The following is a 26,326-nucleotide window of genomic DNA, read 5'->3' on the forward strand; positions in this document are numbered from 1 at the left end:
CGCACAGCCAGCTATACTCGAGAACGTTCTTGAGTATATACTGGCCCCCCAAATTGATTGAGTTTTTATTCTATGCTTAGCTATCAACACGGATACCATGCCGGTGGTTTTGCCGATGTCATTAAACATCTCACACTTTCTCGATTATTGACTTACATGACAGGCAAAGATAAGCCCCTGTTTTATTTAGAAACACATTCGGGCCGAGGCAGCTATGATTTAAAAAATCAGCAAGCCTCCAAGACCGGCGAAAATCTACAAGGTATTAAACTTCTTTGGGAACAAAAGGGGAAGTTACCGGCGGTTTTTGACCTTTATATGCACTCGATTAAAAAACTCAATAAAGTAAATGAATTACGTTTTTACCCAGGCTCACCTTGTTTAGCTATTGATCTTTTACGAGATCAAGACCGATTATATTGCTGTGAATTGCACCCGCAAGAGTTTGAGCATTTACAAAAATTACCCCATTCTGGCAAGCGTGTTTTCTATAGCCCTAACGATGGAATAGCGAGTCTTAATGCCTTACTCCCTCCTCCCGAGCGCCGCGGATTAATTTTTATTGACCCTTCTTATGAGGTAAAAACGGAATATAAAGAAATCCCCAAAGCGATCAGATCAGCTTATCAGCGTTTTGGTACGGGTATTTTTTGCCTTTGGTATCCGATAATAGATAAGCGACTTCATGAGCAACTATTGCGTGGGATGGATGGCATCGCGGCTAACAATGCTTTACGCATCGAATTTAACCTAACGCACTCTCTTCAGTCTGGAATGCATGGATGTGGTTTATGGGTTATTAACCCACCCCATCTGCTTGCTGAAGAAATGAAACAGGCACTCTCTTATTTGCGAACTTTATTCAATCCTGGTGTTTCTTCTTTCATAGTTGACGCAGTTTAGCCTAAACTTTTAAAAAGGATAGAAAAAGGATTTTAGATGAAAGTCATCCCTGTTCCAGCATTTACCGATAACTATATCTGGCTAATTATTGATACCAATAAAGGCCAGGCTGTTTGTGTTGATCCTGGTGAGGCAAAGCCTGTCCTTGCTTTTTTAGCCGAAGAAAACTTAGAACTACAGGCGATACTGCTTACCCATCACCATTTTGATCACATCGGTGGGACTGCAGAGTTGCTAGAAGCCAATCCAGGTATCGCAGTTTATGGACCTAAGGATTCTCGCATCCCCCACATAACTCATACGCTGCAGGATAAAAATATATTAGAACTTAACTCCTACCATTTCACCATTTTAGCCACACCCGGACATACTTCAACCCACCTTTGTCTTCATGAGCCCAACCACAGTTGGCTATTCTGTGGCGATACTCTGTTTTCAGCAGGCTGCGGAAGAGTGTTTGACGGAACCCTAGAAGATTTACACCGTTCTTTGCAAAAAATTAAAAACTTAGCTGATGAAACCAAAGTCTATTGTGCACACGAGTATACTTTACAAAATCTTCGTTTCGCCGCCACAGTTGAACCTGATAATTTAGCGGCTCAAACGCTCATGCAAAAATTATTGAACCAAGAAAATCCCTGCTCTCTGCCATCGACTATCGCCATTGAAAAGCAGATTAATCCTTTTTTAAGAACGGAAGAAGCCGCTGTAAAAAACTATGCCATGCATAAAGGAAGTCAAAATGACCATTCTTTATCAGTATTCAAACAACTCCGAGCTGAAAAGGACAGATTTTAAACGAATATTAACCGAGATATTCGTATTCGATTTGGTTTTGGAGTAAGCAAAAAGCGACAGCAAAAAAACAGTATCTTCAAGTAGAATGGGTATAGTAAACTGTTCATCCATAATAATAAAAAAAGGCTCCCCATTGAAGTTTAACCCTTTACGTCCTCTATTATTTTTCTTTTGCATTTTCTATCTTCTCCCCCCTACGCTTCACTCGCGCATGGCCCCCAACGTTTGGGATGTCTTACGCAGTCAATTTAGCTTAAATCATGAAGTGAGCCAACCAGATGTCCAAACCCAATTACGCTGGCTTGTCTCTCATCCGAATTATTTACAAAAACTAGCACAAGCCGAACCATATATTTATCACATCGTGACAGAAGTAAGAAAACGAGGATTACCGGGTGAACTAGCACTCTTACCGATGATTGAAAGCGCTTATAATCCTTTTGCCTATTCAGGTGTAGGTGCTGCAGGATTATGGCAACTTATGCCCAGAACAGGAAATGATTGGGGCTTAAAACAGGATTGGTGGTTTGATGCGCGGCGCAGTATTCGTCCCTCGACTAATGCCGCACTCAATTACTTAACCCATTTATGGAAATACTTTAACGGTAATTGGATCTTAGCCATTGCGGCCTACGACTCAGGAGAGGGAACTGTCGCTCGCGCAATAAAAAGCAGCGGCCAAACGGCTCGTACTATACATTTCTGGTCTTTGCCTGTACCCAACGAAACAAGGGCTTATGTTCCTAGACTACTTGCGCTTGCTGAAATTATTAAGTACCCACAACGATATCGAATCACTCTTCCAGACATCCCTCATGCACCCTATTTTGAAGAGGTTAATATTGGCAGTCAGATTGATCTTAATCATGCCGCAAAGCTTGCCGGCATGTCCTACAAAGATCTCATTAAACTTAATCCAGGATTTAATCGGTGGGCAACAGCTCCCTATGAACCCTTTAAATTGCTTATTCCAACCGATAAAGTGGCGCATTTTAATCGTAACCTGGCAACCGTCCCCACAGAAAAACGCGTCAGTTGGACACGGCATCAGGTACATATTGGAGATACTTTAGGCTCAATTGCTCAAAGGTATTTCACAACCGTTAAACTTATTCAAGAATTGAATCAACTAAAGACTGATAAATTAAAGATAGGTCAATATGTATTGATACCGAGCAGCAAAAACACTGCCGTGGCCGCAGTACGCAAACCAGCCCCTACCATTGAGGCCGATAAACCAGTCACCTCACAAACCTACAAAGTCATCCACATTGTTCAACCCGGGGATAGTTATCAGACCTTAGAACAAAAATACAATGTCACAACTGCTAATATTCAAAGCTGGAATCACATTAATCAACCTGCTGCTTTAAAAAGCGGTTCACAACTCATCATATGGAAGCGTGTGGTGCAATATGGAGCCTACACGGTTAAGGCTGGAGATAGTTTAAATAGTATTGCGAAACAATATGATACTAGCACGCAAAAACTCACCCAACTTAATCCTAGTATTGATAAGAACCGATTAAAACCAGGACAAAGATTGGTGATTGGATAAAATTGTTGCTGTTGATACCACAAGGGGTATCTTAATGCGCAATCGCAGGGTCCATAGCTGGGGTATCTTCACTTTTTTTAAATAATATTTCGAGCCAAATCCAGTTTTACTGAACCGTTCAGCCTGAGGAGGAGCGCCAGCGACGTCTCAAAGGCCTGTCCTGTGCACCAAGTCTTCGAGACAGCGCTACGCGCACCCGAGCATCCTGAGGCTCTCGAAGGACTCAGCCCCGAACGGATCGAGCTATTGATTGGAGCAACACCTATTTTTGTTCAAAAAAAGTGAAGATCCCCCAGGCCTTCCCAACACTCCATGAACAGCCTAGTTGATTATTACCCTAGTTCCCTTTTAGCAAGCCAAATTCCCTCAGAAGCTTTTGCATGATTACAAGATCAACGGGCTTAGAAATGATCTTATTCATCCCAGAGGGCAAAGATCCTTCAGATGCATCTAAAGCATGGGAGGTTAAACCAACAATCGGTACTGCATTTTTATCAGAAGATTTTTCCCACTTTCGGATAGAGTGAGTTAACTCATCGGCTGAAATGCGCGGTGACTCAACATCAGTAATAATTAAGTCAAAATCTTTTTCTTTGACTAATTGCAAGACCTGCTCCCTATCTGAAGCGGATAAAAATCGACAACCCGTTTGCACACAGAGGCCTTCAAGAAAGCGCAATGCAACCTCATTGGTTTCGATTAAGAGGACAAAAGGCGAAGATTCCGATGTCGCCATTTCGGTAAAAAATAGAGGTGATTCTTTAACAATTTCTGCATTTTGCAAGTCAGTACCATTACTGTAATTAATTACCTTCATGGGTAGAGTAAAATAAAAAATTGAGCCTTTTCCTAGCTTGCTTTCTAAATTGATTTCTCCGCCTAATAATACGACGTAATTTTGAGCAACATGTAAGCCAACGCCATGATCTGCCAGTTCATTTTGTTCATTTGTACAACTAGTCTCTATACGGAAAAAACGATCAAAAATTTGTGTTTGCAACTCATCTGGAATACCAATTCCCGTATCTTGTACACTAAATTGCAATTGCACATATTCTGTATCATCCACTACTACTTTTAATTTGAGAGTAATAGTCCCTTTTTCCGTAAATTTAATAGCATTACTCAGGAGATTTAATAAAATTCGCTGAAGTTTCTGCCCATCTGTGATTAATTTTTCAGGTACCGCATCATCAATATCGAATACTAAATCAAGATTTTTTATTTTTACTGCAGGTAACATCAGATGAATAATACCTTGAGTAAGTTGACGTAAATCAACTATTTCTTCATTGACCTCTGTTTCCTTAAGGTTATCATCCGATACAACTTGTAAAACTCGATTTAATAATTCTAAAAGTTGCCTTCCACTTTCACTAATCCACTGTGTATATTGCTTTTCTTCAGGACTCTGAAGCTTATCTTCTAGCAGTTTTGATAAACCTAAAATCCCGCTTAAAGGAGTATGAATATCATGACTCATGTTAGCAATAAATTCAGTTTTGGCATGATTTGCAACCTCAGCCGCTTCTTTAGCACGACGCAACGCTACTTCCATTTTTTTACGTTCAGTGATGTCAATTGAAACCCCTAGAACGCCAATAATTTTGTTGTTTTTGTCGCGAAGCGGTGTTTTCTGTGAAAAGTAAATTGCTAATCCATTAACCATTACCGCATATTCTTCTGCGGTATGAGGCATACCCGATTCCATTACTAGGTTATTAAGCCTATTTAATTCTTCCGCTTGATCCTTCCAAGGTAAATCAAAATTTGTTTTTCCAACAATTTCTTTTCGAGATTGCAATTTCGCATTCGCCGCTTGTAAGTCATTGCAACCGAGGAAAACATTATTTTTATCTAACCAATAAACGTGCCCAGGCATGACTGCAAGAATACTTTCATAGTAATCCTGTGTTGCTTGAAGTTCATTCTTTATTTTTAATTTTTCTTGCTCCAGAGAAGCTTTTAAACGAGCTATTTCTTTGTCTTTTTCCGCAATAATTTTCTGAAGTTTTTCCTCTTCCTCAAAATTCATCATTCACCTTTGCTGTGAGGATTCGTTATAAATTTCTAGGTCAATAATACCATTATTAGTTGGTATTCCACCTAAAATAGAATTAATTAAACTATTTAATTATTAGATTAGTCTATTATTTGATCATCTGTTAATATTTCCTTAACTTTTCTAGTTGTAAAATACTCATTTTGAAATAGTCTGTATATTTTTTTCGCAACAAAAACCATGTTATGCTAAAATGACAATACAAATTCATACAAATTTCAAGAAATTGTTAATGTTAGTTTTAGTTAAAAATTATTTTTTTCGGAACTTAAAAACAGGTTTACTTAAGTATATTAAATGAGAAAATGAATGAAAGGAACACGTGTCAAAGGTCCTGTAAATGGCGAGGTTCTTACCGCTAAATTTAACGGATCAGAAGCCAAAAATCTAGTAAAAAAAAATGGGATAAAAAGTTTAGTTCTCCTAAGCATCATAGGTAATGATTATTGTGACGGAGACTATCTAGGTGCAACAATTTTATCTGCAACTAGAAGTACAACAAAAGCACCCTCAAAGGCATTGTCAAAAGCAGAAGCCGAGAACGAAGATTTTACTGTTTTCCTTGTTGCGGACGAAGTCTATTGGCACAATTTAAAAACAATTGAGCTCGAGAAAGAAGAAGCTAGGCTTAAACAATTATACGAAGACGAAGAAAACCTAAAATCCTCGTCCGCTTCTCAGTCAGAAAATACAACATTAGACACAGAAGCTAGCGCATTACCTCAAGATGCTAATAATGAGACAATTTATAGAAAACTTGCTCGTGCAGCACAATTAGAAGAACAAGCAAAATTAAAAGAACAAGCGCTTCGCTTGGGAAACGATTATCTTGAAAGAAATCTAGAGCAATTTTTACGTCCTTTTAAACTTAATGCAAAAGAATTCGATACTCAATTTCAACTTCTTTTGAATGTAGAACCTCATCATGCGAATAAGCTCACTTACATTAGGGAGACTTTGGGATTAACCTCCGAGCAAATTTTCAAATTAAAATCAGTAATCCACCAGGCTGAAACTCCTATCGATCAAAAAATTGCATTGATCAATCAACTCGCTATCGAGAAGCAAATGAATTTTAAAATTGTTCGATGGAAAGATTGGGTAAACAGCGACCCTGATTTTGTTGAAAATCAACAAGCGATTATGGACTGTTACTCCACCATACCTTCTCTTAGAGACAGTGTTCATGCGACAGCAAATAACTTTGCAAAACGCCACGAAAATAGTGGAACCTATGAGGAGTGGTATTTTCGTTCACAAGGCTATTTAACAGAGGAAAGTCCTGCGGTTATGTGGCTAGGTGCAAAACATAATTTCAACCGTATTATTTATCCAGGTGAGATGCTTCCTTGTTTCAAGGCCACAAGAGAACTGTTTATTGTTGACTCTAAAAAACCTGAGGATCGCAGCGATGAACTACCTTTTGAGATTCCTACTGAGGATGCAAAATTGCTAGTAAATTGGATACCCTGCCGTTTTTCGAGATCCTACTCCAAACAGCAACTTGCAGCGATGTCTTCTCAAAGCTCGCATGATGAATCAACGGACGTCATCTTATCTAAGCAACTGCAGCGTAATACATCACCTGAAGATCCAGAATCGGAAGCAAATTCGGTCTCGCATAATAATCATCTTTTCTTCAATAGTTCAGCTAAACGAAAAATTAACAACCCTGGCAGCGTAGACCCAAAATTCAAAAAAATAGAGCAGCCGCAGGAACTACACCAACTTATTGAAGAGGCTGAGAGAATTCATCAAGCAGGAATGAAGAGCGAAGAAAGTCACTTGAAACCGAACGAGAAAGAAGTAGTAGAAAACGTGCTTGGCTTACTGTTGTCACTGGGTGACAACCGGGACACAGCGCTTTCGATTTTACAAACAGCAATGAATGTACATGGTAAACTTCACCCACAGGAAGGAACTGAAAAAGAACTTTACGAAACTTCAGATAATAAGGGGCGTTATCAGACCTAAGGAATTAAATTAGGGCTTGTAAGTGTGTTTGAAATCCTGTGATATACTTAAATAAATGTTAAAAATTAATAAAGGCCATGAAATTATTCTTTGATTTTTTTCCAATTTTTATTTTTTTCCTAAGTTATAAATGGTTCGGAATTTATAACGCAACGGCTATTGCAATGGCTGCATCACTCATTCAAGTTATTTTTTATCGCTTTAAGCATCAGCGATATGAGAAGATGCATCTCATTAGCTTTGGTCTCATTTTTGTGTTAGGCGGAGCCACTTTATTTTTCCACAATCCTTGGTTTATCAAATGGAAACCAACAGGAATTTATTGGTTAACTTCTTTAGTGTTCCTTGGCTCAAGTTTAATCAGTAAAAAGCCTTTGATTCAAAAAATGATGGAAGGAAACATCAGCTTACCTCCAAAAATATGGCAGCGCTTAAATTTTGCTTGGGCTCTGTTTTTTGTTTTAATGGGGTCTGTTAATCTGTATGTAGCCTACTATTATAGTACTGACATATGGGTTAACTTTAAATTATTTGGTGGCGCTGGGTTTACATTGGTATTTGTTTTCATTCAAGCAATATACCTCACCCGGCACTTAATCGAAAAAGATATTGAACGTCAACCCTCAAGCGATTCACCATGAATTGTTTGAACTATTAGGGAGCAGCGATGCGATTGCTACTGGTTGAAGATGATGAATTACTCGGTGATGCTGTTAAAGCAGGTCTCACTCAATTCGGCTATATTGTCGACTGGCTAAGAGATGGTGAAGCAGCGAGAGCAGCCGTTAAATCTGAATCTTTTGAACTTATTATCCTAGACTTAGGATTACCCAAACTTTCTGGTTTAGGTTTTCTCCAGGCGATTCGTCACGACGGTAATGCAACACCAGTCATTATTCTCACAGCGCGAGAAACCGTAGAAGATCGGATTAAAGGTCTTGATTGTGGTGCTGATGATTACATGACAAAACCTTTTGATTTAAATGAATTAAGTGCACGAGTTCGCGCTCTTGTTCGACGTTCGCAAGGACGAGCTGATTCAGTCTTACAATATCGAAATGTTACTCTAGATCCTGCTGCACACTCTGTTTATGTTGATGATGTTATCGTAAATGTGCCTCGTCGCGAGTTTGCTTTGTTACAAAAATTACTGGAAAACAGTGGCCAAGTATTATCACGTGAACAGTTGATGCAGAGTATTTATGGTTGGGATGAAGACGTAGACTCCAATGCCTTGGAAGTTCATATTCACAACTTGCGCAAAAAACTCAATGCCAATTTTATCCGCACCATTCGTGGTGTGGGTTATATGGCAGAAAAAAATGAGAGTAATTCAGTACAGTGAAATCTTCTATTCGCAAATTTTTGCTAATTAATTTGTTGTTAGCAATTACCATCACTACTACGCTTACAGCGATAGGTAATTACTATCTTGATCAAAAAGATATTCAAGAACATCTTGATACGTTAATGGCGATTTCTGCTTTATCGTATCAAGCCCTTTTAGGTGATGATCTTCATCAACGACCGCTGAACAAAATTCAGGATGCTTTAGAGCTCATTCCGCAAAAAATTGATAACTATTATCAACGACGATTTTTAAATGACTTACCCCCCAAAAACTACCTAGAAAAGTTTAATTTCCAAGTTTGGACTAATGGTGGAAAGCTGTTACTTCATTCCCCTACTGCACCCAAAATACCTCTAACCGCCGAAGTGGATGGTTTTAGCGATAAAATGCTTGGTAAACAAAAATGGCGTGTTTTTACTGCTTATAATGAAAAAGCAGGAGTACGCACAGTCTTAGCTGAGCGTTATGATACCCGAAACGAATTAGGACATCGAATTGCTCAAGACGATCTTTATATTATGCTCCTGACCTTTCCTTTATCTGGTTTACTTATCTGGATTATTATCGGTCGGGGGTTAGATAGTCTTGATCGAGTTGCTCAAGAAGTGGCAAACCGAGCCCCCACCCATTTAGAACCTGTGGATTTACAAGAAGTTCCAGAGGAAATTAAACCAGTAATTGATGAACTAAATAAGCTTTTTTATCGACTTCAAGAAGGTTTTGAACGTGAAAAACGCTTTGCCGCCGACGCAGCACATGAACTTCGCACCCCTCTTGCTGCGCTAAAAGCTCAAGCCCAGGTTGCACTAAATACCAACGATGTCGAAGAGAAAAACTTAGCCTTACAGAAATTGATCGCCAGTGTAAATCGCAGCACGCATATTGTTCAGCAATTACTAACCATGAGTAAATTAGTGCCTGAAGCAGCCAATATTAATGACATTGACGAAGTAAATTTGGTTAAAATTGCCCGCGAAGTATTAGCAATGTTGGCACCAAGTGCTGTAGAAAAACAAATCGAACTTGAATTTGAGCATGACGAACACCCACCTGGATTTGCCGGCAATCCCACCGCTCTCAGTATCTTAATTCGCAATTTAGGCGACAACGCCATCCGTTATAGTAAGGAAAATGGAAAGGTTTCGGTTCGTGTTTACTCCAAGGAACAAGAACTGGTTCTTGAAGTTCGTGACAATGGACCAGGCATTCCTAGTGAACTTCAATCGAGAGTTTTTGAACGCTTCTTCCGCGTCTTAGGTAATAAAAGCACTGGCAGTGGATTAGGCTTAGCCATTGTGCAGCAGATCGCTATTTTACACGGCGGTAAAGTCGAACTGGGTTCACCCACTACAGGAACCGGGTTAATTGTACGAGTGTATTTCCCTATCCCTCAAACAGCAGATAAAGTATAATTATTTGCACTTGTAACCTTTTTTCAGACCCTAATAGTTTTAATAACTGTGCTTCCTCTACTAACCATTAAAGATTCGTCGAGCGCAGGGACTAAAAATTAATTACCTACCGGACAAGATCTGCAAAGCCTGGCGAATTAATTGCTCGCAAGTTTTATTTCCATCATCAATTTTATTAATGACCTTAGCTGCTTCTTGTTGCTTATAACCCAAAGCCTCCAATGCACTAATCGCCTCATCTTGTTCCCGAATATTAGTCATTGGTTTTAATGAAATCTGATTAAAATCAGCTGAGGTAAACTGATTTATACTATCCTTCATTTCAATAACCAAGCGCTCGGCCGTTTTTTTGCCGATCCCCGGCAATTTTGTCAAGTACAAGGTATTTTGTTGATTAATGCATTGAATGAATTCATTAGGAGTGATGCTAGAAAGAATAGTAATAGCCATTTTAGGCCCAACACCATTCACTTTAATTAGAGCTCGAAACAAGGCGCGCTCTAATTTGTCTAAAAAACCATAGAGCAACAGGGCATCTTCACGAACTACAGTGTGAATATGTAATCCGATTGACCCTTGATGAGATTCAAGTTGAAAAAAAGTTTGTAAGGAAGTTTCCACATCATAGCCAACTCCATTCACGTCAACCACCAGTTTACCTAGTTGATGTTTATCAACAATTTGCCCACTCAACCATCCAATCATCTCACACGTCTCCTTGAACCTTGTCGGCACTGCTGTAAAGCCGCTAAACCATGTCGGGTATGACTATGACATATCGCAATCGCCAGCGCATCGGCGGCATCATTTTGTGGCGGACTATTTAACATCAGTAAATTAACAACCATATGCTTAACCTGCGCTTTTTGCGCAGCACCATAACCTACAACAGATTGTTTTATTTCACGAGCTGAATATTCACTCACCTGCACTCGATGCGAGGCAGCAGCGACCATCGCAACCCCTCGCGCATGGCCTAATTTTAAAGCAGAACTAGGATTTTGGTGCATGAATACTTGTTCTATTGCCACATCATCAGGAGAATAGTCATCCATTAGTTGACAAACACCGTCAAAAATTTCCAATAAACGTTGACTTAACGGACCTTCCGCAGTGCGAATGCATCCACTATCGATATAAGAGAGTTTTCGATTTTCTTCCTTAATAATGCCATAACCGGTGATGCGCGAACCCGGATCTATTCCTAAAATAATACTCATTGAATCTACTCAAAGACTGATTCAGGAAACTCTGCATTGCTATGCACTTCCTGTACATCATCCAGATCTTCAAGCATATCGATTAATTTTATTAGAGTCTCCGCTGAGTCTTTATCTAACGGAATCATGGTTTGAGCGCGCATGGTTAAGTGAGATTGCTCAACTTCGTACTCAGCTTCCTGAATAGCTGACAATACGCTATGGTAATTTTCGGCGGACGTAATGATTTCGATTTGCCCTTCTTCAACGAGGACATCATCAGCGCCTGATTCGATAGCTACTTCCATCGCTTTTTCTTCAGATTGGCCTGGAGCCAAAAGAATTTCACCTTGTTTGTTGAACAAATAAGCAACTGATCCATCTGTACCTAAATTACCACCATGCTTAGTAAATGCATGTCTCACTTCGGAAACCGTGCGATTTTTATTATCTGATAAACAATCAACCAAAATAGCGACTCCGCCAGGTCCATATCCTTCGTAGCGCATTTCCATCATATTTTCACCATCTAAGCCACCTGCACCGCGCTTAATTGCGTTATCAATTGTGTCGCGCTTCATATTAGCTTTAAGTGCCTTAGAAACCGCATCGCGTAATCTGGAATTAGATGATTCCTCAGGACCACCAGCCCCCGCAGCCACCGAGATTTCTCGAATTAGTTTAGTGAAAATTTTTCCTCGTTTTGCATCCTGGGCACCTTTGCGGAAACGAATATTTGCCCATTTACTATGACCGGCCATTAATAACCACCTCAATTAATATAAAAATGAATAAATTATACCTCGTCGTTCATTTAAAAAGAACGGTAATACTCTATATCTACCTCGACTTTATTAACTTTTTCAAGTTATTCTAATCGAGCAGCGATAACAAGGAGAAAAGAGGTGTATTTAGCTGGATTTGGAAATCACCATCAAACTGAGGCGATACCCGGAGCCTTACCCAAAGAGCAAAACTCTCCGCAGCAATGCCCACTTGGTTTGTATGCAGAACAATTAAGTGGTAGTGCTTTTACCAGACCGAGACATCTAAACTTGCACAGCTGGCTTTATCGAACCCTACCCTCTGTTGTGCATGGTGATTATGCGCCTTATTTGAAGGCTAAATCACTAACGTTTGCTAAAGATCAAGCACCGAATCCCTTACGTTGGTCGCCTTTACAACCTCCTACACTCCATCAAGATTTCGTGGATGGTTTATTTTATATAGCCGGAAATAACATAGCGAATGCTTTTATTTATCAATGCAATCAATCGATGAAAAATCGCTATTTTAGTAATAGTGATGGTGAAATGCTCATTGTACCTTATCTTGGTGAATTCATTATTTATACGGAGTTTGGCCAACTGGCAATGATTCCAGGAAAAATCGCTGTTATCCCTCGAGGGATAAAATTTAAAATTGAATTGTCCTGTCCTTTAGCCTGCGGTTATATTTGTGAAAATAACGGCACGCCCTTCACCTTGCCACAATTAGGCCCGCTTGGTGCCAATGGACTCGCTAATCCCCGACATTTTCTCTATCCGCATGCCTTATTTGAAGACCTCCAAGGAGAGATTACCCTGATTTGCAAATATCAGCAGCGTTTTTGGTCTGCTACCTCAAATCACTCGCCTTTGAATGTTGTTGCATGGCATGGCAATTATGCACCTTATAGCTATGATTTATCGCTTTTTAACACGGTTAATACCGTGAGTTTTGATCATCCTGATCCTTCTATTTTTACCGTATTAACCTCAGAAAGTAATACTCCTGGTGTTGCCAATCTTGATTTTGTTATTTTCCCGCCTCGTTGGATGGTTGCCGAACACAGTTTTAGACCGCCCTATTATCATCGCAATATAATGAGTGAATTAATGGGATTAGTATATGGCGAATACGATGCAAAAAAAGAAGGCTTTGTACCAGGCGGTGTGAGCATTCATAATTGCATGACTGCCCATGGTCCCGATACGGATGCTTATCGAGCAGCTATCAACCAAGAATTAACGCCAATGCAATATAAAGATACTTTGGCATTTATGTTTGAAACACGATTACCTTGGTTAGTGAGTGAGGAAGCACTATCGCATCCATTCAGGCAGGTTAATTATTCTGATTGCTGGCAAGGTTTAGCAGTGGATTTTGCGCAAATGAATCCCTAGGATTAACCTAGCTTTAAGACCGCGAAAGCGGAGGTTCCAGGTTCAAAGCCAGTAGATTGGGCCTTTTGTGGCCCAATCTACTTCTAAAACAAATCTTCCTGCGTCAAACCAACACGTTCTAGAAGTCCTCTCAAGGTTTTCAAAGCTTCTACTTGAATTTGCCTGACTCGCTCACGAGTGAGGTCAATTTCTTTACCGACATCTTCAAGAGTTGCTTTTTCAAAACCTCGTAAACCAAAACGTCTAGCGATTACTTGCTGCTGATTTTCCGTCAATTTATCCAACAAAGACTCAATATGATTACGTAAATTTTCGTCAGTTAGAAGCTCTGCTGGATTCACACTATTTTCATCAGCAATAGTATCTAACAACGATTTGCTCTCGTCATAACCAATTGGTGTATCGACAGAAGCTACTTTATCATTCAAACCCAGTAGCTTTTCAACATCCTCAAGTGGCTTGTCTACCATTTCGGCAATCTCTTCTGCGGAAGGTTCGTGATCAAGTTTTTGAGTCAGTTGTCTTGCAGCACGCAAATAAACATTAAGTTCTTTTACAACATGAATGGGCAATCTTATCGTGCGGGTTTGATTCATAATCGCCCGCTCGATGGTTTGTCTAATCCACCAAGTTGCATAGGTTGAAAAGCGAAATCCTCTATCAGGATCAAATTTTTCTACCGATTTCATCAACCCTAGATTTCCCTCCTCAATCAAATCAAGGAGAGGCAATCCACGATTCAAATATCGGCGTGAAATTTTAACAACTAAGCGCAAATTGGATTCGATCATTTTTTTACGCGCAGCTGCGTCACCTTTCAGTGCAAGTCGCGCGTAATGAACTTCCTCTTCCGCAGAGAGTAGCGGAGAGAAGCCGATTTCGCTCAGATATATTTGCGTTGCATCCATAATTTTGGACGCTTGCCTACCCCGCTGGAAGCTAGGAAAAGCTTCTTGGTTACTAAAATCAGGAGGTTCTGCTACTACCGCATTTTCAGGTTCATGCTCTTCAGAGAGCACTATTTCTTCATCATGAGGAGATTCATCCCATTCTTCTTCTGGGACTTCATCTTCTTTCATGGATTCGTCGTCTGCCTGCATCATTTTTCACCTATCGTGTTTATATCTCAATAAGAAAAAACATCGCTTTATTGGCATATCATTTATAACTACTTCTTTTACCTCACCTCAAATAATCCAGTGGGTTCACTGGTCTTCCAGCTTTTCTTATTTCGAAATGGACACCCCAATACTTTCTATCTATAACACCCATTTCGGCAATAATTTGCCCAGGTTTAACTTTTTGCCCTTCCTTTACAATATTTCGCGAATTGTTGCCGTATGCAGTTAGGTATTGATCGTTATGTTTAATGATAATTAAGTTTCCATACCCAGTAAGCCCACTACCTGCATAAGCCACTACTCCGCCAGATGCTGCATAAATCATCTCACCTTTTTTACCAGCAATATCTATGCCTTTTTTTCCTTGCTGCGGAGCAAATCGAGATACTACCCGACCATTGACTGGCCAGATCCATTTTTGCCCTTGATTGGATGTTTGGTTCCTTCTAAGTATAGGGTAATATTTATTATTTTTTATTCGCGAAGTTTGCTTTACTTTATAAATAGGTTTTACGGCAACATATCGATGTTGGGTACCTAATCCTCTGACACGCAAGACTTGACCAACACGTAAAGCATAAGGTCTATGCAAATGGTTATTGGCAGCAAGTTGCCTATAGTCCTGGTCATACCGGAAAGCAATTGCATAAAGCGTTTCACCCCGCCGCACCACATGAGTAGTTTGGTTTGGGTTGTTTGGCTGCCATTTTAATTCAACAACAGGGGCAAAATTAGAATTTGTGCCACAAGCCGTCAGTAGGATGGTTATTATTAATACGCACAGTTTGTACATATTTCATTCTCTGCTAAGAAAACAGTGTTCAAGTGTTAGACACCCCAATTAATTTCATCTACCCAAGCTGATAGAGTATCGAACACCTTATAGTGAGTCATATCAAGCTGTAGAGGTGTGAGGGATACACAGTTTTGAGCAATTGCATAAAAATCGGTACCTGGGCCTGCATCGGCTTCAATACCCGAAGGACCCACCCAGTAAATGGGTCGACCACGTGGATCATACTCTTTAACAATAGGCTCCGCTGCATGACGGGTACCAAGGCGTGTCACTTCTATGCCTCTGATTTTTTCTAAAGGAAGATCAGGTATGTTGACATTAAGAATGGTTTGAGAAGGCAGCATATTTGCACGCATCTTCAGCACTAATTGGCGTGCAATAGAAGCAGCCGCGTCATAGTGTTGGATGTTATCACCGACCATGGAAAACGCGATAGCTGGTAAACCTAAATATCTCCCTTCCATAGCCGCAGCCACCGTTCCGGAATAGAGAATATCATCGCCTAAATTACCCCCATCATTGATGCCTGAAACAACCATATCAGCAATTGGATTGAGAAATCCTGTCAGTGCCAAATGCACGCAATCGGTAGGCGTACCTTCAACACTATAGTAACTATTGTCCAGTTGCTTAATTCTCAACGGCCTTGTCAAAGTTAAGGAATTACTTGCTCCACTACGATTTCGATCAGGTGCAACAACCGTAACTTCTGCAATGCAAGACATTTCATTAGCAAGTGCTCTTATACCAGGAGCATGTACACCATCATCATTACTTACCAAAATTCTCATTATTGACCCTATGGAGATTCTAACCATCTTACTATTGCTAAATACTCAGCCAACTGCTCTTCGTTATTTTGAACAGTCACTTTAAGTTCAGGCTGATTAGGATTAGCTTTTAAGTTCGCTTGTTGACTTGCTAAGGTTTCTTGTAGCGCTATTATTTTCTTACCAAAGGCTTGCGGATTGACTTGCAGTTGATAAGCCAACTCATTCACCCCTGTAGCGACCTCTGCTAATTGTTTGCAACTTATATTGGCTGGTTGCTTTGCAGGACAATCCTTAACGGCATTTTGCAATGCTTGGGGGTGTGTACGGTAATATTGTCCATCCTCCTGTGTTGAACAAGCAGCCAATAATAATGACATACAAGCCATAAACAGGTACTTTTGCATTAGATCCTCTTGGTATTACTAATAAAGTTCACGATGTTACCATTTGTCTCTACCTAACGCTATGTTGATATTTTGGGAACTTAGATTTTTTGTCACATTGAATAAATGTTGTATATTCGTTATTGTTATATGCTTTATATTTGATAAAAAAGACTATGCTAGATTTTAAAATTATTCGTGACGAAGAAACAGGTGAATTATATATAGAGACCTCCATTTCCGGCAAACCATTACTTACTATCCCGCAACTGAATAAAAGTACTGCCTTTACCCAAGATGAACGGCATGAATTTGGGTTGCTTGGTAAACTGCCTCACCGAGTTGAAACCTTGGATGAACAAGTGAAACGAAGTTATCTTCAATACTCTAGTTATCAAACTCGCCTACAACAACATATTTATCTTAATAATCTACATGATAAAAACCAGGTACTGTTTTATAAGTTGTTAAGTCGACATTTAGGAGAAATGCTGCCCACCATTTACACTCCAATTGTGGGGACGGCAGTGAAACGCTTCAGTCACGAATATCGCCAACCACGTGGCTTGTACATTGCTCATTCTTATAAAAATCGCATTGAAGAAATTATTAGTAATCGCACCAATCCTGAGATTGATTTAATAGTGGTAACTGATGGTGAAGGCGTTTTAGGGATAGGGGATCAAGGCATTGGTGGGATGGATATCCCCGTAGCAAAGCTGATGGTTTATACCCTCTGCGGCGGTATAAATCCTATTCGCACACTTCCCGTTTTTCTTGATGTTGGAACAAACAATCAAGAATTATTGAACGACCCTTTATATCTAGGTTGTCAGCATCCTCGCATTGCTTCTGAGCTTTATGATGACTTTATTCTCACTTTTGTGAACGCGGTACGATCTCATTTCCCCAATGCTTTTTTACATTGGGAAGATTTTGGTCGTAGCAATGCTAGACGAATTTTAGATCAATTCCAAAATGAGCTATGCACCTTTAATGATGATATTCAGGGCACGGGAGCAGTGACTCTAGCTGCTCTATTATCTGCCTGTGACGTCACTGGCATTAACCTTGAGGATCATCGAATCGTTGTATTTGGCGCAGGTTCTGCAGGAACGGGAATCAGTGATCAAATTGTGGATGCAATGGTTAGGAGAGGTGTAAAACAAGAAGAAGCCTATCATCGTTTTTGGTTAATAGATCGACAAGGTCTTTTAGTCGATTCCGATAGTGAGCTGACCGAAGCCCAAAAACCCTATGCTCGTAAAGCCAAAGAAATAAGCGTATGGCCTATTCTCAACAAGCCGTTCCCTAGCTTAACGGACACAGTACGCCAAGTAAAACCCACTATTTTAATTGGCTGTTCAGCCCAGCCTGGTGCCTTTTCCCAAGAGCTCATTGAAATTATGACCTCAACCTCCATACGACCTGTTATTTTCCCTCTTTCCAATCCAGATGAAAAATGTGAAGCACAACCCGCTGATATTATGGCTTGGAGTCAAGGTAAAGCGCTCATAGCAACTGGAACAGCTTTTCCCGCCGTAGAATATCAAAATCGTCTAATAGACATCGCACAATGCAACAATGCGCTAGTCTTTCCAGGAATTGGTTTAGGCATTTTAGCAGTACAAGCTTCTCGACTATCCAAAGAAATGATTTGGGCAGCTGCCGAAGTATTAAGCGAGCATGCACCCAGTAAAAAAGACAGCTACCTACCGCTACTTCCTTCACTTGATGATGCACAAACAGTCGCTAAACATATCGCTATTCGCGTCGCAAGAACTGCGATAAAAGAAGGATTGGCGCAAAAAAATCAAGAGGCTGATTTAGAAAAGTTAATTCAAGACCTATTTTGGGAACCGCGATATTTACCGTTTAGAAAAAGGAAGTAATGGTCACTTTAGGCGAAAAGGAAGTGTTGGGCCAAGCCCAACCTAAATTCTTAGAATTTCTCAGATTATTTATTCTGACTAACCGTTGACTGATGAGCGTACACCCAAGCCTCAACTCCGGAAGCTAAACGGATTTTAATACGCACATAGTCCTTCACTTCATATTCGTCTGCTTTTAATAGTTCAGCCTCAGTGATATCAAAAACCATTCCTTCAACTTGGTCTGCATCCTGCAATGTGGGGAATAAAATTTGATGCATTTTCTTACCACTAACTTGAAGTACATAGGGGTCCGTTATTTCTAGATCCTCCAAAACATAGCCTCGTAAATAATCTTTTCTACCCTCTAACCGTCTAGAAAAAGTAGCTATTTGTACTGCTTCTAACTGCAGGGTGCCATAAGAAAAAAGTTTTTGCATCGCATTCACTCTTAGTTGAGATATACCAATGCTACGTCTTGTTGCTTGAAATTTGAAGTTCTTGCAGATAAGAGTAGATAAATATTCACCTGATTGAGCAATGCCCCCTCAAGAAAGAGAAGATCCAGCGCTAGAAATTCGCTTGGGGTGTTGCTACATTTCAAACATGAAATTGTTGTTTTCCACTATCAAAGATGGCAGTATGTCTTCCTAATTGTTCAACCGGAATCCAACCTTGTCTCGCACAGAACGCCTGCTGGATTTGCTGCAAATTTTACGTCGTAATCGCTACCCTGTCAGCGGAGCGACAATTGCTTCAGAACTTGGTATAAGTCTTCGAACGCTATATCGCGATATTGTTACTCTTCAAGCACAAGGCGCTCAAATTGATGGCGAACCTGGGGTAGGTTATCGTTTACGACCCTGTTTCATGCTTCCTCCTTTAATGTTTTCTGAAGAAGAAATTGAAGCTTTAGTTCTCGGATCAAGGTGGGTCGCCAAAAAAACTGACTCACGATTAGCACTTTCCTCACGCAATGCTCTAGCTAAAATTTCTGCGGTACTCCCCGAGGATTTGCGTAATAAACTTGAAACAGCAGGTCTTTTAGTAGGCCCTGGGCATGAGATTCCTACTGGAGATAAAGAGCAAGTTCTTATCCGACAAGCTATTCGTTTCGAACAAAAAATCGAAATTACCTATATTGATCTCAAGGATAACGAAACAGCGCGAGTTATCTGGCCATTCGCCGTCGTTTTTTTTGACCAAGTCCGCATTTTAGCTGCCTGGTGTGAAGTGCGCCAAGAATTTCGCCATTTTCGAATTGATCGAATTAAAAAGTTGACTTTAATGAATCTCCGCTACCCTAAAAGACGCCACACTTTACAGAAGGAATGGCGTGAACTGCAAGGCATACCTCTGCAATAAATACTACTGACAAAATTTGGCAGCATGTTCGTTTACGATTGAGGCTTCTTAACGATTAGCAAAGATTATCGGTGAGAAGAAACAAAAAGAACCATAGCTTGCTTTTTTAAAACCTATGGTGACCTTACCTCAATTGGAGAATAAATATGCTTTATCCAAGTTATGCCATTTTATATGTTGATAACCCCATTGCAAGCGCTGATTTTTATAGCAATTTACTGGGAAATCAACCCACTGAATCGATGCCTACTTTTGCTTTGTTTGCCCTGGAAAATGGGCTTAGATTTGGTCTTTGGTCCAAGCATGATGTACAACCTACAGCAGCAGCTACTTTAGGGGGAAGCTCTGAATTAGGAATTTTAGTTGCTGATACCCAGGCGGTCCAGAACCTCTATGAGGATTGGAAGAAAAAAGGAATAACAATGATTCAAGAACCCACTCAGATGGATTTTGGTTTAAACTTCGTCGCTATTGACCCAGATGGGCATCGACTTCGTGTATTTGAGCATAGCTAACCTATACCTGGTTGATGCATGCGTCAACCAGGTTTAGATGTTTATTGAGCTTCATAAACCTCTTGTTGTATACCGCCAACTACCCAAGATTTACTATTGAAGAATTGACGAAAATGCCAAATTTCATCCAATTGTATTGCCGGTTCCTGATTCTCTTTAATTACTCCTGTAAACCGTACGCTAGCCATTGTTGAATCGGCTTGTCTGGAAACGTCGAGTAATTGAGCATCTAAGTTACTCACTTCGGTTTTATTAGGCTCTTGACCGCGCTCATCCAATTGCATTTTAATTTCAGCAAACACTTCAGGTGCAGTAAAATCATTCAAATCTTGTAAGTTTTTTTGATCGTAAGCCGCTTGAAGACGAATAAACTTCACTTTCGCATCTCGTAAAAATGCTTCCGAATCAAAATCCATTGGATAACTTGAAAAGTTATTGCTCGCAGATCCTGCATAAAACTGAGAATTTTCGTTAAATGAACTTTGTCCATACGCACTTGTTTGCGCTGACTGCAACCCCGGCTGCATTCTTCTGCGAAAAAAATTAATGAGGAAAAAGGCTATTGAACCTATTATCAGCCAAGATAACAAACCGCTACCTAATCCATTGCCCATAAATAAACTTGCTAATAAACTACCGGCTAATAAACCACCTAAAACTCCGCGCCATTTGTTCGAGTTGGCCCGTTGTCCCAATGATTTCATCGGTTGTGGAGTAGCACGCGGTGAAAATAAGGTACTATGAGAGCGCTGTACACCAAAGCTTCTTCCGCCGCCAAAACGTTTAGCAGATGCCTCATTCACTAATAATCCCAAACTGAGAAATCCGATTAGCAAATAAATAAAAAAACTACGCATTTTTATTGCCCCTTCTTTTATAAGAACCCCCATTATAGCCGATTGGAACGCAACTTACTTCGACACAAGATAAATTTTCTGTTAACGACTTGATAGTGCTATTTTTATTCCAAAGCCAAGAAACAGGCCACCTGTCAATCGGTCCAATCTACGGATGATTTTCGGATTTTTCAGACCTCGTGTCAGAGGTTGACTAGCAAGAAGCAATAAGCTAAACCACAGCAAACCCAAGATGGCATGAATCACAGCCAGCAGGACAGTATAAGCAGCAACCGGCACTCCTTGAGGAATAAATTGCGGTAAAAAAGAAATATAGAAAATACCCACTTTTGGGTTTAGTAAATTTCCACAAATACCCTTCCAAAACCAACCTAAATCCTTCTCTTTTTGTAACGTTGAACCCTTGCTCGCAATTGAAAAATTGTTCCGCGGTTTAATAAGAAGATATAAGCCCAACCAGGCGAGATAAATTGCCCCAGACCATTTGAGAATGTCATAGGCCAAATGGGAAGTCGCAATAAGTGCTCCTAAACCAAAAGCAACCGCCACACCCCAAGCAAGACAACCGACATTAACTCCTAACGCAGCCAATCCGGCTTTTTTTATCCCCTCCGCTGCAGACGTTCTTAAAACCAAAGCGGTGTCTAAACCGGGGACGATAGTAAGTAAGCCGCCGGCAACTATAAAAGCGATAATTGATTCAGTAATAGTCATATTAACTCCAAAGCTATTTGATATACTATAGAGGCGCGACTCACTAATTGAACAAAGGATTTAATTTCTATGCACTCATTAGACATCGAAAAATTAAGAAAAGATACTCCTGGCTGCACGCAAGTATTACATTTTAACAATGCAGGCGCATCTTTATCTCCTCTAGCCGTTATCTCTTCAATTAAAGAACATCTCGACTTGGAAGCTGCAATGGGTGGCTATGAAGCAGCACAATTTAATCTCGAAAAGTCAGAAAAACTATATCATAACGCAGCAGGTTTAATAAATTGTCTTCCAGACGAAATCGCCTTTGTTGAAAATGCTACTCGAGCTTGGGAAATGGCGTTTTATAGTTTCAAATTTAAAAAAGGTGATCGGATTGTTACTGCGATAAGCGAATATGCAAGTAACTATTTGGCTTTTTTGCATAAAGCCAAGCAACTTGGGGTTGAAATTATCGTCATTTCTAATGATGAATATGGGCAACTTGATTTAGATGATTTAAATAGAAAATTGAATGAAAAAGTTAAATTAATTGCTCTCACTCATGTCCCCACCCAAGGCGGACTTATTAACCCAATAATTGAAGCAGGAATAATTGCTAAAAAACATAATATTCCCTATCTAGTAGACACCACCCAATCCCTAGGACAAATGCCCATTGATGTCCATGAAATTGGTTGCGATTTTTTATGTGCTACAGGCCGTAAATATTTACGTGGTCCGCGAGGCACAGGCTTTTTATTTGCACGGAAAGCAATCATCCAAAACTACGAACCGCCATTTATAGATCTTCATTCAGCTCAATGGATCTCCAATAATGAATATAAATTGCGTAATGATGCTCGCCGATTTGAAACCTGGGAACAAAATATTGCCGCCAAAATTGGTTTAGCAACAGCCATCGATTATGCCTTAGCAACTGGAGTCGATGTAACTTGGCAAAGAATTCAAGGGTTAGCCCATCAGTTAAGAGAAAACTTAAAAACTATTAAAGGAGTAAATCTACAGGATCTTGGGAAAAATAAATGTGGTATTGTCAGCTTCAATTGTCAAAAAGTAGAACCCAATTTTATTCAAGAGAAGCTTAAAAAACATAAGATTAACGTTTCAATATCCTTACAAGAATATGCAAGATTAGATTTGGAAAAAAGAAATATAAATTCATTGGTAAGAGCATCCATTCATTACTATAATACTGAGAAGGAAATTGAAAAGTTTTGCGAGACTTTAGAGTTTATTTTACATCAAAAATGATTGATGGTGTAACTTACAGGATCTAAGTCCAACCTCTTGCGTAGATCCTGCTTTTGAATCGAAATGGATGGGGATTCTTAACATGAAGCAACTAATAATATTAGCAATAATATCCTTATTACCTGTCATTGCAAAAGCGGAATCAACTGAATCGGAATCAATTTATTACGGGACAGGTCTCTGTAAATACCCTCAATACAATTGTATTAAAATAAAAGATGAGCAAAGTTGGCATAAATTATTTCCTGACGAAGCTCAACGAGATCTTGTACAACGATTAAATCGCACCTATAACCCTTTGCATTCGGGCCAAGTCATTGCAGTACCGCAAAATTTAAATGCTGTTAATCTACTTGATATCTCTCCCTTTCCTAAAAAAATTGCTCCATCTTCTGATAATCAAATTATTGTCGACCAAGAAAAGTTAGCTTGGGCAGCTTATGATGAGAACGGCCAGTTGATCAAATGGGGACCCATTTCTTCTGGTAGTGATAAATGTTCAGATAGTAGTAACTCTTGTCGAACTTTAACCGGTATTTTTAGAGTATTTAGCAAGGAAAATGAAAACTGCGTCTCTAATGCATTTCCGGCTGGCAAAGGAGGTGCTAGCATGCCTTATTGCATGTTCTTTCATAAAGGTTTTGCATTACATGGTTCAGAAGATATGCCCGGCTATCGTGCCAGTCATGGCTGTGTACGTATGTTTACTGATGATGCGAAATGGTTGAATCATAGTTTTGTTAAGAAAGCGGACAAAAACAATAGTTGGGCAGGGACAATCGTTGTTATTCGTCCACTTTATTCAGCAAGTTTGTTCAATAAAGGCATAGACCACCTATCCACTAGCCCAACTAAGCATTCCAAAAAACATAAAAATTAATATTAAGTTGCACGCACCCAAATGATTTCAGCACGCAACAATTGGATTACTTAATAATGGATAACTATAATTTCTACCTCAAAAACTAGGATTGGTTTTATTTTGGTCGGACTTGCTAATAAATGTACTGCTTATGTAAAATAATCATTAAAATAATTAAATATTTTAAATTTTTAACAATTTCAGCAATAAATGGTATACAATAGAGAAGTAGTTCTTATGAATTTTTCTTTTGTTCGTTTACGAAGACTAGAAAGATTGAATATTGATACTACAAAATAAAGATTCAAATTATTAGGAATAGGTAACTATGGCAGCAGAGAAAATACGCGGTAAAGTAAAATGGTTTAACGAGAGCAAAGGCTTTGGTTTTATTGAAAGTAACGGCAAAGATTATTTTGTTCACTTCAGTGCTATTCAAGGTAGCGGTTTCAAGACCCTTTCTGAAGGTGCATCCGTACTATTTAAAGCAGGACAAGGACAAAAAGGTCCTCAAGCGGAAGAAGTAGAAGTCGCTTAAACTAAATCCACTCAAATCTTTAATCAGGTTGTCGTATAACTATTATTGCTAACCATGCAATAATAGTGACAACCTGAATACTTTTTTTCAATGAACACTCCATTTCCCTTTCAATAAAGAAATTCTCAATAGCTGCACAGCTATGCTTCTCGCAATTGACTGAAGAGATCTGTTTTATCAACTCTAGAAACTCATAGACACCTCAATTTGTAGAAGGCGTAACATTAGTCGTTGTCACAGCAGCAGCCGGAAGAGAGATGCGATTATTATGATAACCATAACTCAGTTGGATAAACGCTTTGCCTGGCACTTGAGGAAAATACATAATAGTTATCGTACAGCTAGTACTTGGGAATAATGGAAAGTTATTGCAATTATCTTGAATATAAAATGAATCATTAGATTTAACAAACGAGGTGTTAATAGTTGCAGTAACGGGAAGTCTGTTAGATAAAGTATAGATTATAGAACTTGTCCCTCCTAGCGCTACTGAAGGAAACCCTGTTGCCGGCTCAACAGACCACGCAACTGGATCAATACCTGCTATGCATTCTTGGATAAAGAAAAATGATAAAACCCATATCAGAACTATCCGAACGTTACTCATTAATTTCTCCATCCATAAATCTTTGTAATCTCAGTAGGGAATGCCGAATCAATTTAACGGTCACCCAATAAATAATTCACACTTAACAATGCCGCATTCGATCTATAACTACCTAAGTTTAATGCCTGCCCTACCCAATTATTACCGGCTCCACTTCCAGATGAAACACTACCTAAATCTTGATATTCATAACCTAAAGAGACGATAAAACGGCTGCTGATCTGTAAATCCACCCCTGCTCCCACATTATATGCAAATTGAGTAGTCAGATTATCAGTGAAAAAAGGGCTAATTCTTGGTGTCACTCCTTCCAAAGCGACTTCTTTATAATTACGCGATTTATTAAAGCCCGCCCCCACTGAACCACTTAGGTAGGGAGCAAATGCTCGATACTGCAAGAAATTAAATTTCGCTGTTGCTAAAGCAACGTCTGAGTAAATTTGCCAACTATAATTGTAATTTGCAAATTCGGGCATTGAATATTGAAGAATGCTTTTACCAACATTTCGAGCAAAGACTCGCTGATAGCGCAAACCTACTCCCAAAGCAGGAAGCCATCGATTATTAAATTCCCAGCGGTATCCTCCAGATGCTCCTGCAAAAGCTTGATTGTTGATTCCTGAGAGATAAGTATCTTTGTTATATGGAGATTCGGCACGCGAGCTGTTATTAACTGTTATTTTATGGGAGATATCATTCCACTGCACGCCACCGAAGACACCGACATACCAATTCTCATTGATTAAGCCAAAATACTCTACCGGTTCTTTTTCTAGGGGTTCCTTTTCTGGTCGTATAATTGTTCTTGTGAGCGGTACTGATTGCTTTTGTTTACCACGTAAAAATCGAAACCTTGATTCTTGAGGGATTTTTTTTGTTTGTACAAATCTAGATTTTGCTTGAGCCACTACTTCTCTAACCTGTCCCATAGAACCCAAAGGCCCTATCATAACAACATAGTTTCCTCCTTTTCGTTCGAGTTTAATGGGGTGACTAATTTTTTGCTGCATTCTTTTTTGGTAATGATAAGCATTTAATTTACCGGAAAAATTACCCATTTGAATAAAAAATGCACCATTGGATCTGCCATGATAATGCTGAATACTATCTAACCCATAGAAAGTAACGGCATGGGGAAAAGCTTGGATTGCAAATAAAGAAAAGAATATAAAGATACCGGACTTAGGAGAAAGCCGCTTCATTAATCATCCCTAATTAGAGAAAACTCAGAAAATAAAGTACCTT

At 39.5% G+C, this 26,326-nt stretch carries 27 protein-coding genes; 14 read left to right on the top strand and 13 right to left on the bottom strand.

All coding sequences use genetic code 11. The features are described 5' to 3' along the window. The first annotated feature begins 72 nt into the window (after window positions 1-72). The 3 genes from Ldro_RS00705 (at window position 73) to Ldro_RS00715 (ending at window position 3,259) form a co-directional block, all read left to right on the top strand. Window positions 73-903, top strand: coding sequence for a 23S rRNA (adenine(2030)-N(6))-methyltransferase RlmJ (locus tag Ldro_RS00705; RefSeq protein ID WP_058494499.1), 831 nt, complete (start codon window positions 73-75; stop codon window positions 901-903). Window positions 904-939: 36 nt separating this feature from the next. Continuing rightward, on the top strand, window positions 940-1,701 hold the full coding sequence (gloB, locus tag Ldro_RS00710; RefSeq protein ID WP_058494500.1) for a hydroxyacylglutathione hydrolase: 762 nt from the start codon (window positions 940-942) through the stop codon (window positions 1,699-1,701). Window positions 1,702-1,786: 85 nt separating this feature from the next. Next, window positions 1,787-3,259 carry a lytic transglycosylase gene (locus Ldro_RS00715; RefSeq protein WP_083497863.1) on the top strand — a complete coding sequence of 491 codons (1,473 nt, stop codon included), beginning with the start codon at window positions 1,787-1,789 and terminating at the stop codon, window positions 3,257-3,259. A gap of 337 nt (window positions 3,260-3,596) precedes the next feature. On the opposite strand, the gene Ldro_RS00720 is transcribed toward Ldro_RS00715, so the two are convergent. Further along, window positions 3,597-5,297 (bottom strand): ATP-binding protein, encoded by a 1,701-nt coding sequence (locus Ldro_RS00720; protein ID WP_238583932.1) that lies wholly within the window; start codon window positions 5,295-5,297, stop codon window positions 3,597-3,599. 333 nt (window positions 5,298-5,630) lie between these two features. Here Ldro_RS00720 and Ldro_RS00725 point away from each other — a divergent pair, with 333 nt between their 5' ends. The 4 genes from Ldro_RS00725 (at window position 5,631) to Ldro_RS00740 (ending at window position 10,058) form a co-directional block, all read left to right on the top strand. Then, the gene (locus Ldro_RS00725; RefSeq protein WP_058494503.1) at window positions 5,631-7,295 is read left to right on the top strand and encodes a hypothetical protein; all 1,665 of its coding nucleotides are present in this window, start codon (window positions 5,631-5,633) and stop codon (window positions 7,293-7,295) included. 77 nt (window positions 7,296-7,372) lie between these two features. Then, the gene (locus Ldro_RS00730) at window positions 7,373-7,936 is read left to right on the top strand and encodes a septation protein A (protein ID WP_058494504.1); all 564 of its coding nucleotides are present in this window, start codon (window positions 7,373-7,375) and stop codon (window positions 7,934-7,936) included. Window positions 7,937-7,962: 26 nt separating this feature from the next. Continuing rightward, window positions 7,963-8,640, top strand: a complete 678-nt coding sequence (locus Ldro_RS00735) for a response regulator (RefSeq protein WP_058494505.1) — start codon at window positions 7,963-7,965, stop codon at window positions 8,638-8,640. Further along, window positions 8,637-10,058 carry an ATP-binding protein gene (locus Ldro_RS00740; protein WP_058494506.1) on the top strand — a complete coding sequence of 474 codons (1,422 nt, stop codon included), beginning with the start codon at window positions 8,637-8,639 and terminating at the stop codon, window positions 10,056-10,058. The genes Ldro_RS00735 and Ldro_RS00740 overlap by 4 nt, the downstream gene beginning before the upstream one ends. 102 nt (window positions 10,059-10,160) lie before the next feature. Here Ldro_RS00740 and ruvA read toward each other — a convergent pair whose 3' ends face one another. Genes ruvA through Ldro_RS00755 form a run of 3 tightly spaced genes read right to left on the bottom strand, consistent with a single transcriptional unit; the run spans window position 10,161 to window position 12,018 of the window. Continuing rightward, complete coding sequence (ruvA, locus tag Ldro_RS00745; protein WP_058494507.1) at window positions 10,161-10,763, bottom strand: Holliday junction branch migration protein RuvA; 603 nt, start codon at window positions 10,761-10,763, stop codon at window positions 10,161-10,163. Then, a complete protein-coding gene (ruvC, locus tag Ldro_RS00750) occupies window positions 10,760-11,278 on the bottom strand; it encodes a crossover junction endodeoxyribonuclease RuvC (RefSeq protein ID WP_058494508.1) in 519 nt (172 codons plus the stop codon). The genes ruvA and ruvC overlap by 4 nt, the downstream gene beginning before the upstream one ends. A 5-nt stretch (window positions 11,279-11,283) precedes the next feature. Continuing rightward, window positions 11,284-12,018, bottom strand: a complete 735-nt coding sequence (locus Ldro_RS00755) for a YebC/PmpR family DNA-binding transcriptional regulator (RefSeq protein ID WP_058494509.1) — start codon at window positions 12,016-12,018, stop codon at window positions 11,284-11,286. Between the two features lie 144 nt (window positions 12,019-12,162). On the opposite strand from Ldro_RS00755, the gene hmgA reads away from it, so the two are divergent. Beyond that, complete coding sequence (hmgA, locus tag Ldro_RS00760) at window positions 12,163-13,422, top strand: homogentisate 1,2-dioxygenase (protein ID WP_058494510.1); 1,260 nt, start codon at window positions 12,163-12,165, stop codon at window positions 13,420-13,422. 83 nt (window positions 13,423-13,505) lie between these two features. On the opposite strand, the gene rpoS is transcribed toward hmgA, so the two are convergent. The 4 genes from rpoS to Ldro_RS00780 all read right to left on the bottom strand — a co-directional run bounded on the left by rpoS (window position 13,506) and on the right by Ldro_RS00780 (window position 16,516). Next, window positions 13,506-14,522, bottom strand: a complete 1,017-nt coding sequence (rpoS, locus tag Ldro_RS00765) for an RNA polymerase sigma factor RpoS (RefSeq protein WP_058494511.1) — start codon at window positions 14,520-14,522, stop codon at window positions 13,506-13,508. Window positions 14,523-14,604: 82 nt separating this feature from the next. Next, window positions 14,605-15,336: a peptidoglycan DD-metalloendopeptidase family protein gene (locus Ldro_RS00770; protein WP_058494512.1), complete on the bottom strand. Its 732-nt coding sequence runs from the start codon at window positions 15,334-15,336 to the stop codon at window positions 14,605-14,607. A gap of 35 nt (window positions 15,337-15,371) precedes the next feature. Further along, the gene (gene surE / locus Ldro_RS00775) at window positions 15,372-16,130 is read right to left on the bottom strand and encodes a 5'/3'-nucleotidase SurE (protein WP_058494513.1); all 759 of its coding nucleotides are present in this window, start codon (window positions 16,128-16,130) and stop codon (window positions 15,372-15,374) included. A gap of 8 nt (window positions 16,131-16,138) precedes the next feature. Continuing rightward, on the bottom strand, window positions 16,139-16,516 hold the full coding sequence (locus Ldro_RS00780; RefSeq protein WP_058494514.1) for a hypothetical protein: 378 nt from the start codon (window positions 16,514-16,516) through the stop codon (window positions 16,139-16,141). A 155-nt stretch (window positions 16,517-16,671) separates the two neighbouring features. On the opposite strand from Ldro_RS00780, the gene Ldro_RS00785 reads away from it, so the two are divergent. Then, a complete protein-coding gene (locus Ldro_RS00785; protein WP_058494515.1) occupies window positions 16,672-18,387 on the top strand; it encodes an NAD-dependent malic enzyme in 1,716 nt (571 codons plus the stop codon). 65 nt (window positions 18,388-18,452) lie between these two features. Here Ldro_RS00785 and Ldro_RS00790 read toward each other — a convergent pair whose 3' ends face one another. Then, the gene (locus Ldro_RS00790) at window positions 18,453-18,806 is read right to left on the bottom strand and encodes a gamma-glutamylcyclotransferase family protein (protein WP_058494516.1); all 354 of its coding nucleotides are present in this window, start codon (window positions 18,804-18,806) and stop codon (window positions 18,453-18,455) included. Window positions 18,807-19,041: 235 nt separating this feature from the next. On the opposite strand from Ldro_RS00790, the gene Ldro_RS00795 reads away from it, so the two are divergent. Together Ldro_RS00795 and Ldro_RS00800 are read left to right on the top strand one after the other, a co-directional pair. Continuing rightward, the gene (locus Ldro_RS00795) at window positions 19,042-19,731 is read left to right on the top strand and encodes a helix-turn-helix transcriptional regulator (protein WP_058494517.1); all 690 of its coding nucleotides are present in this window, start codon (window positions 19,042-19,044) and stop codon (window positions 19,729-19,731) included. Between the two features lie 146 nt (window positions 19,732-19,877). Then, window positions 19,878-20,246 (top strand): VOC family protein, encoded by a 369-nt coding sequence (locus tag Ldro_RS00800; protein ID WP_058494518.1) that lies wholly within the window; start codon window positions 19,878-19,880, stop codon window positions 20,244-20,246. A gap of 41 nt (window positions 20,247-20,287) precedes the next feature. Here Ldro_RS00800 and Ldro_RS00805 read toward each other — a convergent pair whose 3' ends face one another. After that, window positions 20,288-21,103: a Tim44 domain-containing protein gene (locus Ldro_RS00805; RefSeq protein WP_058494519.1), complete on the bottom strand. Its 816-nt coding sequence runs from the start codon at window positions 21,101-21,103 to the stop codon at window positions 20,288-20,290. A gap of 81 nt (window positions 21,104-21,184) precedes the next feature. After that, window positions 21,185-21,817 carry a LysE family translocator gene (locus tag Ldro_RS00810; protein WP_058494520.1) on the bottom strand — a complete coding sequence of 211 codons (633 nt, stop codon included), beginning with the start codon at window positions 21,815-21,817 and terminating at the stop codon, window positions 21,185-21,187. A gap of 69 nt (window positions 21,818-21,886) precedes the next feature. On the opposite strand from Ldro_RS00810, the gene Ldro_RS00815 reads away from it, so the two are divergent. From Ldro_RS00815 to Ldro_RS00825, 3 genes are all read left to right on the top strand, one after another. Further along, window positions 21,887-23,074 (top strand): aminotransferase class V-fold PLP-dependent enzyme, encoded by a 1,188-nt coding sequence (locus Ldro_RS00815; RefSeq protein WP_058494521.1) that lies wholly within the window; start codon window positions 21,887-21,889, stop codon window positions 23,072-23,074. Window positions 23,075-23,156: 82 nt separating this feature from the next. After that, entirely contained in the window at window positions 23,157-23,954 is a 798-nt protein-coding gene (locus tag Ldro_RS00820) for a L,D-transpeptidase (protein ID WP_065235875.1), read from the top strand. A gap of 310 nt (window positions 23,955-24,264) precedes the next feature. Continuing rightward, entirely contained in the window at window positions 24,265-24,474 is a 210-nt protein-coding gene (locus tag Ldro_RS00825; RefSeq protein WP_058494522.1) for a cold-shock protein, read from the top strand. Between the two features lie 202 nt (window positions 24,475-24,676). On the opposite strand, the gene Ldro_RS00830 is transcribed toward Ldro_RS00825, so the two are convergent. Further along, window positions 24,677-25,081: a hypothetical protein gene (locus tag Ldro_RS00830; RefSeq protein ID WP_058494523.1), complete on the bottom strand. Its 405-nt coding sequence runs from the start codon at window positions 25,079-25,081 to the stop codon at window positions 24,677-24,679. 53 nt (window positions 25,082-25,134) lie between these two features. Beyond that, window positions 25,135-26,283: an SPOR domain-containing protein gene (locus Ldro_RS00835; RefSeq protein ID WP_058494524.1), complete on the bottom strand. Its 1,149-nt coding sequence runs from the start codon at window positions 26,281-26,283 to the stop codon at window positions 25,135-25,137. Between the last annotated feature and the right edge of the window lie 43 nt (window positions 26,284-26,326).

The sequence above is a fragment of the Legionella drozanskii LLAP-1 genome (assembly GCF_001467585.1).
Taxonomy (GTDB): Bacteria; Pseudomonadota; Gammaproteobacteria; order Legionellales; family Legionellaceae; genus Tatlockia; species Tatlockia drozanskii.

What these genes read in the sequence shown, in the direction of transcription:
- Ldro_RS00730 (WP_058494504.1), top strand. Translation starts at nt 7,373, where the DNA reads ATGAAATTATTCTTTGATTTTTTTCCAATTTTTATTTTTTTCCTAAGT.
- Ldro_RS00825 (WP_058494522.1), top strand. Translation starts at nt 24,265, where the DNA reads ATGGCAGCAGAGAAAATACGCGGTAAAGTAAAATGGTTTAACGAGAGC.
- Ldro_RS00815 (WP_058494521.1), top strand. Translation starts at nt 21,887, where the DNA reads ATGCACTCATTAGACATCGAAAAATTAAGAAAAGATACTCCTGGCTGC.
- Ldro_RS00830 (WP_058494523.1), bottom strand. Translation starts at nt 25,081, where the DNA reads ATGAGTAACGTTCGGATAGTTCTGATATGGGTTTTATCATTTTTCTTT.
- Ldro_RS00720 (WP_238583932.1), bottom strand. Translation starts at nt 5,297, where the DNA reads ATGATGAATTTTGAGGAAGAGGAAAAACTTCAGAAAATTATTGCGGAA.
- ruvC (WP_058494508.1), bottom strand. Translation starts at nt 11,278, where the DNA reads ATGAGTATTATTTTAGGAATAGATCCGGGTTCGCGCATCACCGGTTAT.
- Ldro_RS00835 (WP_058494524.1), bottom strand. Translation starts at nt 26,283, where the DNA reads ATGAAGCGGCTTTCTCCTAAGTCCGGTATCTTTATATTCTTTTCTTTA.
- Ldro_RS00785 (WP_058494515.1), top strand. Translation starts at nt 16,672, where the DNA reads ATGCTAGATTTTAAAATTATTCGTGACGAAGAAACAGGTGAATTATAT.
- Ldro_RS00820 (WP_065235875.1), top strand. Translation starts at nt 23,157, where the DNA reads ATGAAGCAACTAATAATATTAGCAATAATATCCTTATTACCTGTCATT.
- rpoS (WP_058494511.1), bottom strand. Translation starts at nt 14,522, where the DNA reads ATGCAGGCAGACGACGAATCCATGAAAGAAGATGAAGTCCCAGAAGAA.
- surE (WP_058494513.1), bottom strand. Translation starts at nt 16,130, where the DNA reads ATGAGAATTTTGGTAAGTAATGATGATGGTGTACATGCTCCTGGTATA.
- Ldro_RS00790 (WP_058494516.1), bottom strand. Translation starts at nt 18,806, where the DNA reads ATGCAAAAACTTTTTTCTTATGGCACCCTGCAGTTAGAAGCAGTACAA.
- Ldro_RS00780 (WP_058494514.1), bottom strand. Translation starts at nt 16,516, where the DNA reads ATGCAAAAGTACCTGTTTATGGCTTGTATGTCATTATTATTGGCTGCT.
- Ldro_RS00810 (WP_058494520.1), bottom strand. Translation starts at nt 21,817, where the DNA reads ATGACTATTACTGAATCAATTATCGCTTTTATAGTTGCCGGCGGCTTA.
- Ldro_RS00735 (WP_058494505.1), top strand. Translation starts at nt 7,963, where the DNA reads ATGCGATTGCTACTGGTTGAAGATGATGAATTACTCGGTGATGCTGTT.
- Ldro_RS00715 (WP_083497863.1), top strand. Translation starts at nt 1,787, where the DNA reads ATGGGTATAGTAAACTGTTCATCCATAATAATAAAAAAAGGCTCCCCA.
- Ldro_RS00755 (WP_058494509.1), bottom strand. Translation starts at nt 12,018, where the DNA reads ATGGCCGGTCATAGTAAATGGGCAAATATTCGTTTCCGCAAAGGTGCC.
- Ldro_RS00770 (WP_058494512.1), bottom strand. Translation starts at nt 15,336, where the DNA reads ATGTACAAACTGTGCGTATTAATAATAACCATCCTACTGACGGCTTGT.
- ruvA (WP_058494507.1), bottom strand. Translation starts at nt 10,763, where the DNA reads ATGATTGGATGGTTGAGTGGGCAAATTGTTGATAAACATCAACTAGGT.
- gloB (WP_058494500.1), top strand. Translation starts at nt 940, where the DNA reads ATGAAAGTCATCCCTGTTCCAGCATTTACCGATAACTATATCTGGCTA.
- Ldro_RS00725 (WP_058494503.1), top strand. Translation starts at nt 5,631, where the DNA reads ATGAAAGGAACACGTGTCAAAGGTCCTGTAAATGGCGAGGTTCTTACC.
- Ldro_RS00800 (WP_058494518.1), top strand. Translation starts at nt 19,878, where the DNA reads ATGCTTTATCCAAGTTATGCCATTTTATATGTTGATAACCCCATTGCA.
- Ldro_RS00705 (WP_058494499.1), top strand. Translation starts at nt 73, where the DNA reads ATGCTTAGCTATCAACACGGATACCATGCCGGTGGTTTTGCCGATGTC.
- Ldro_RS00805 (WP_058494519.1), bottom strand. Translation starts at nt 21,103, where the DNA reads ATGCGTAGTTTTTTTATTTATTTGCTAATCGGATTTCTCAGTTTGGGA.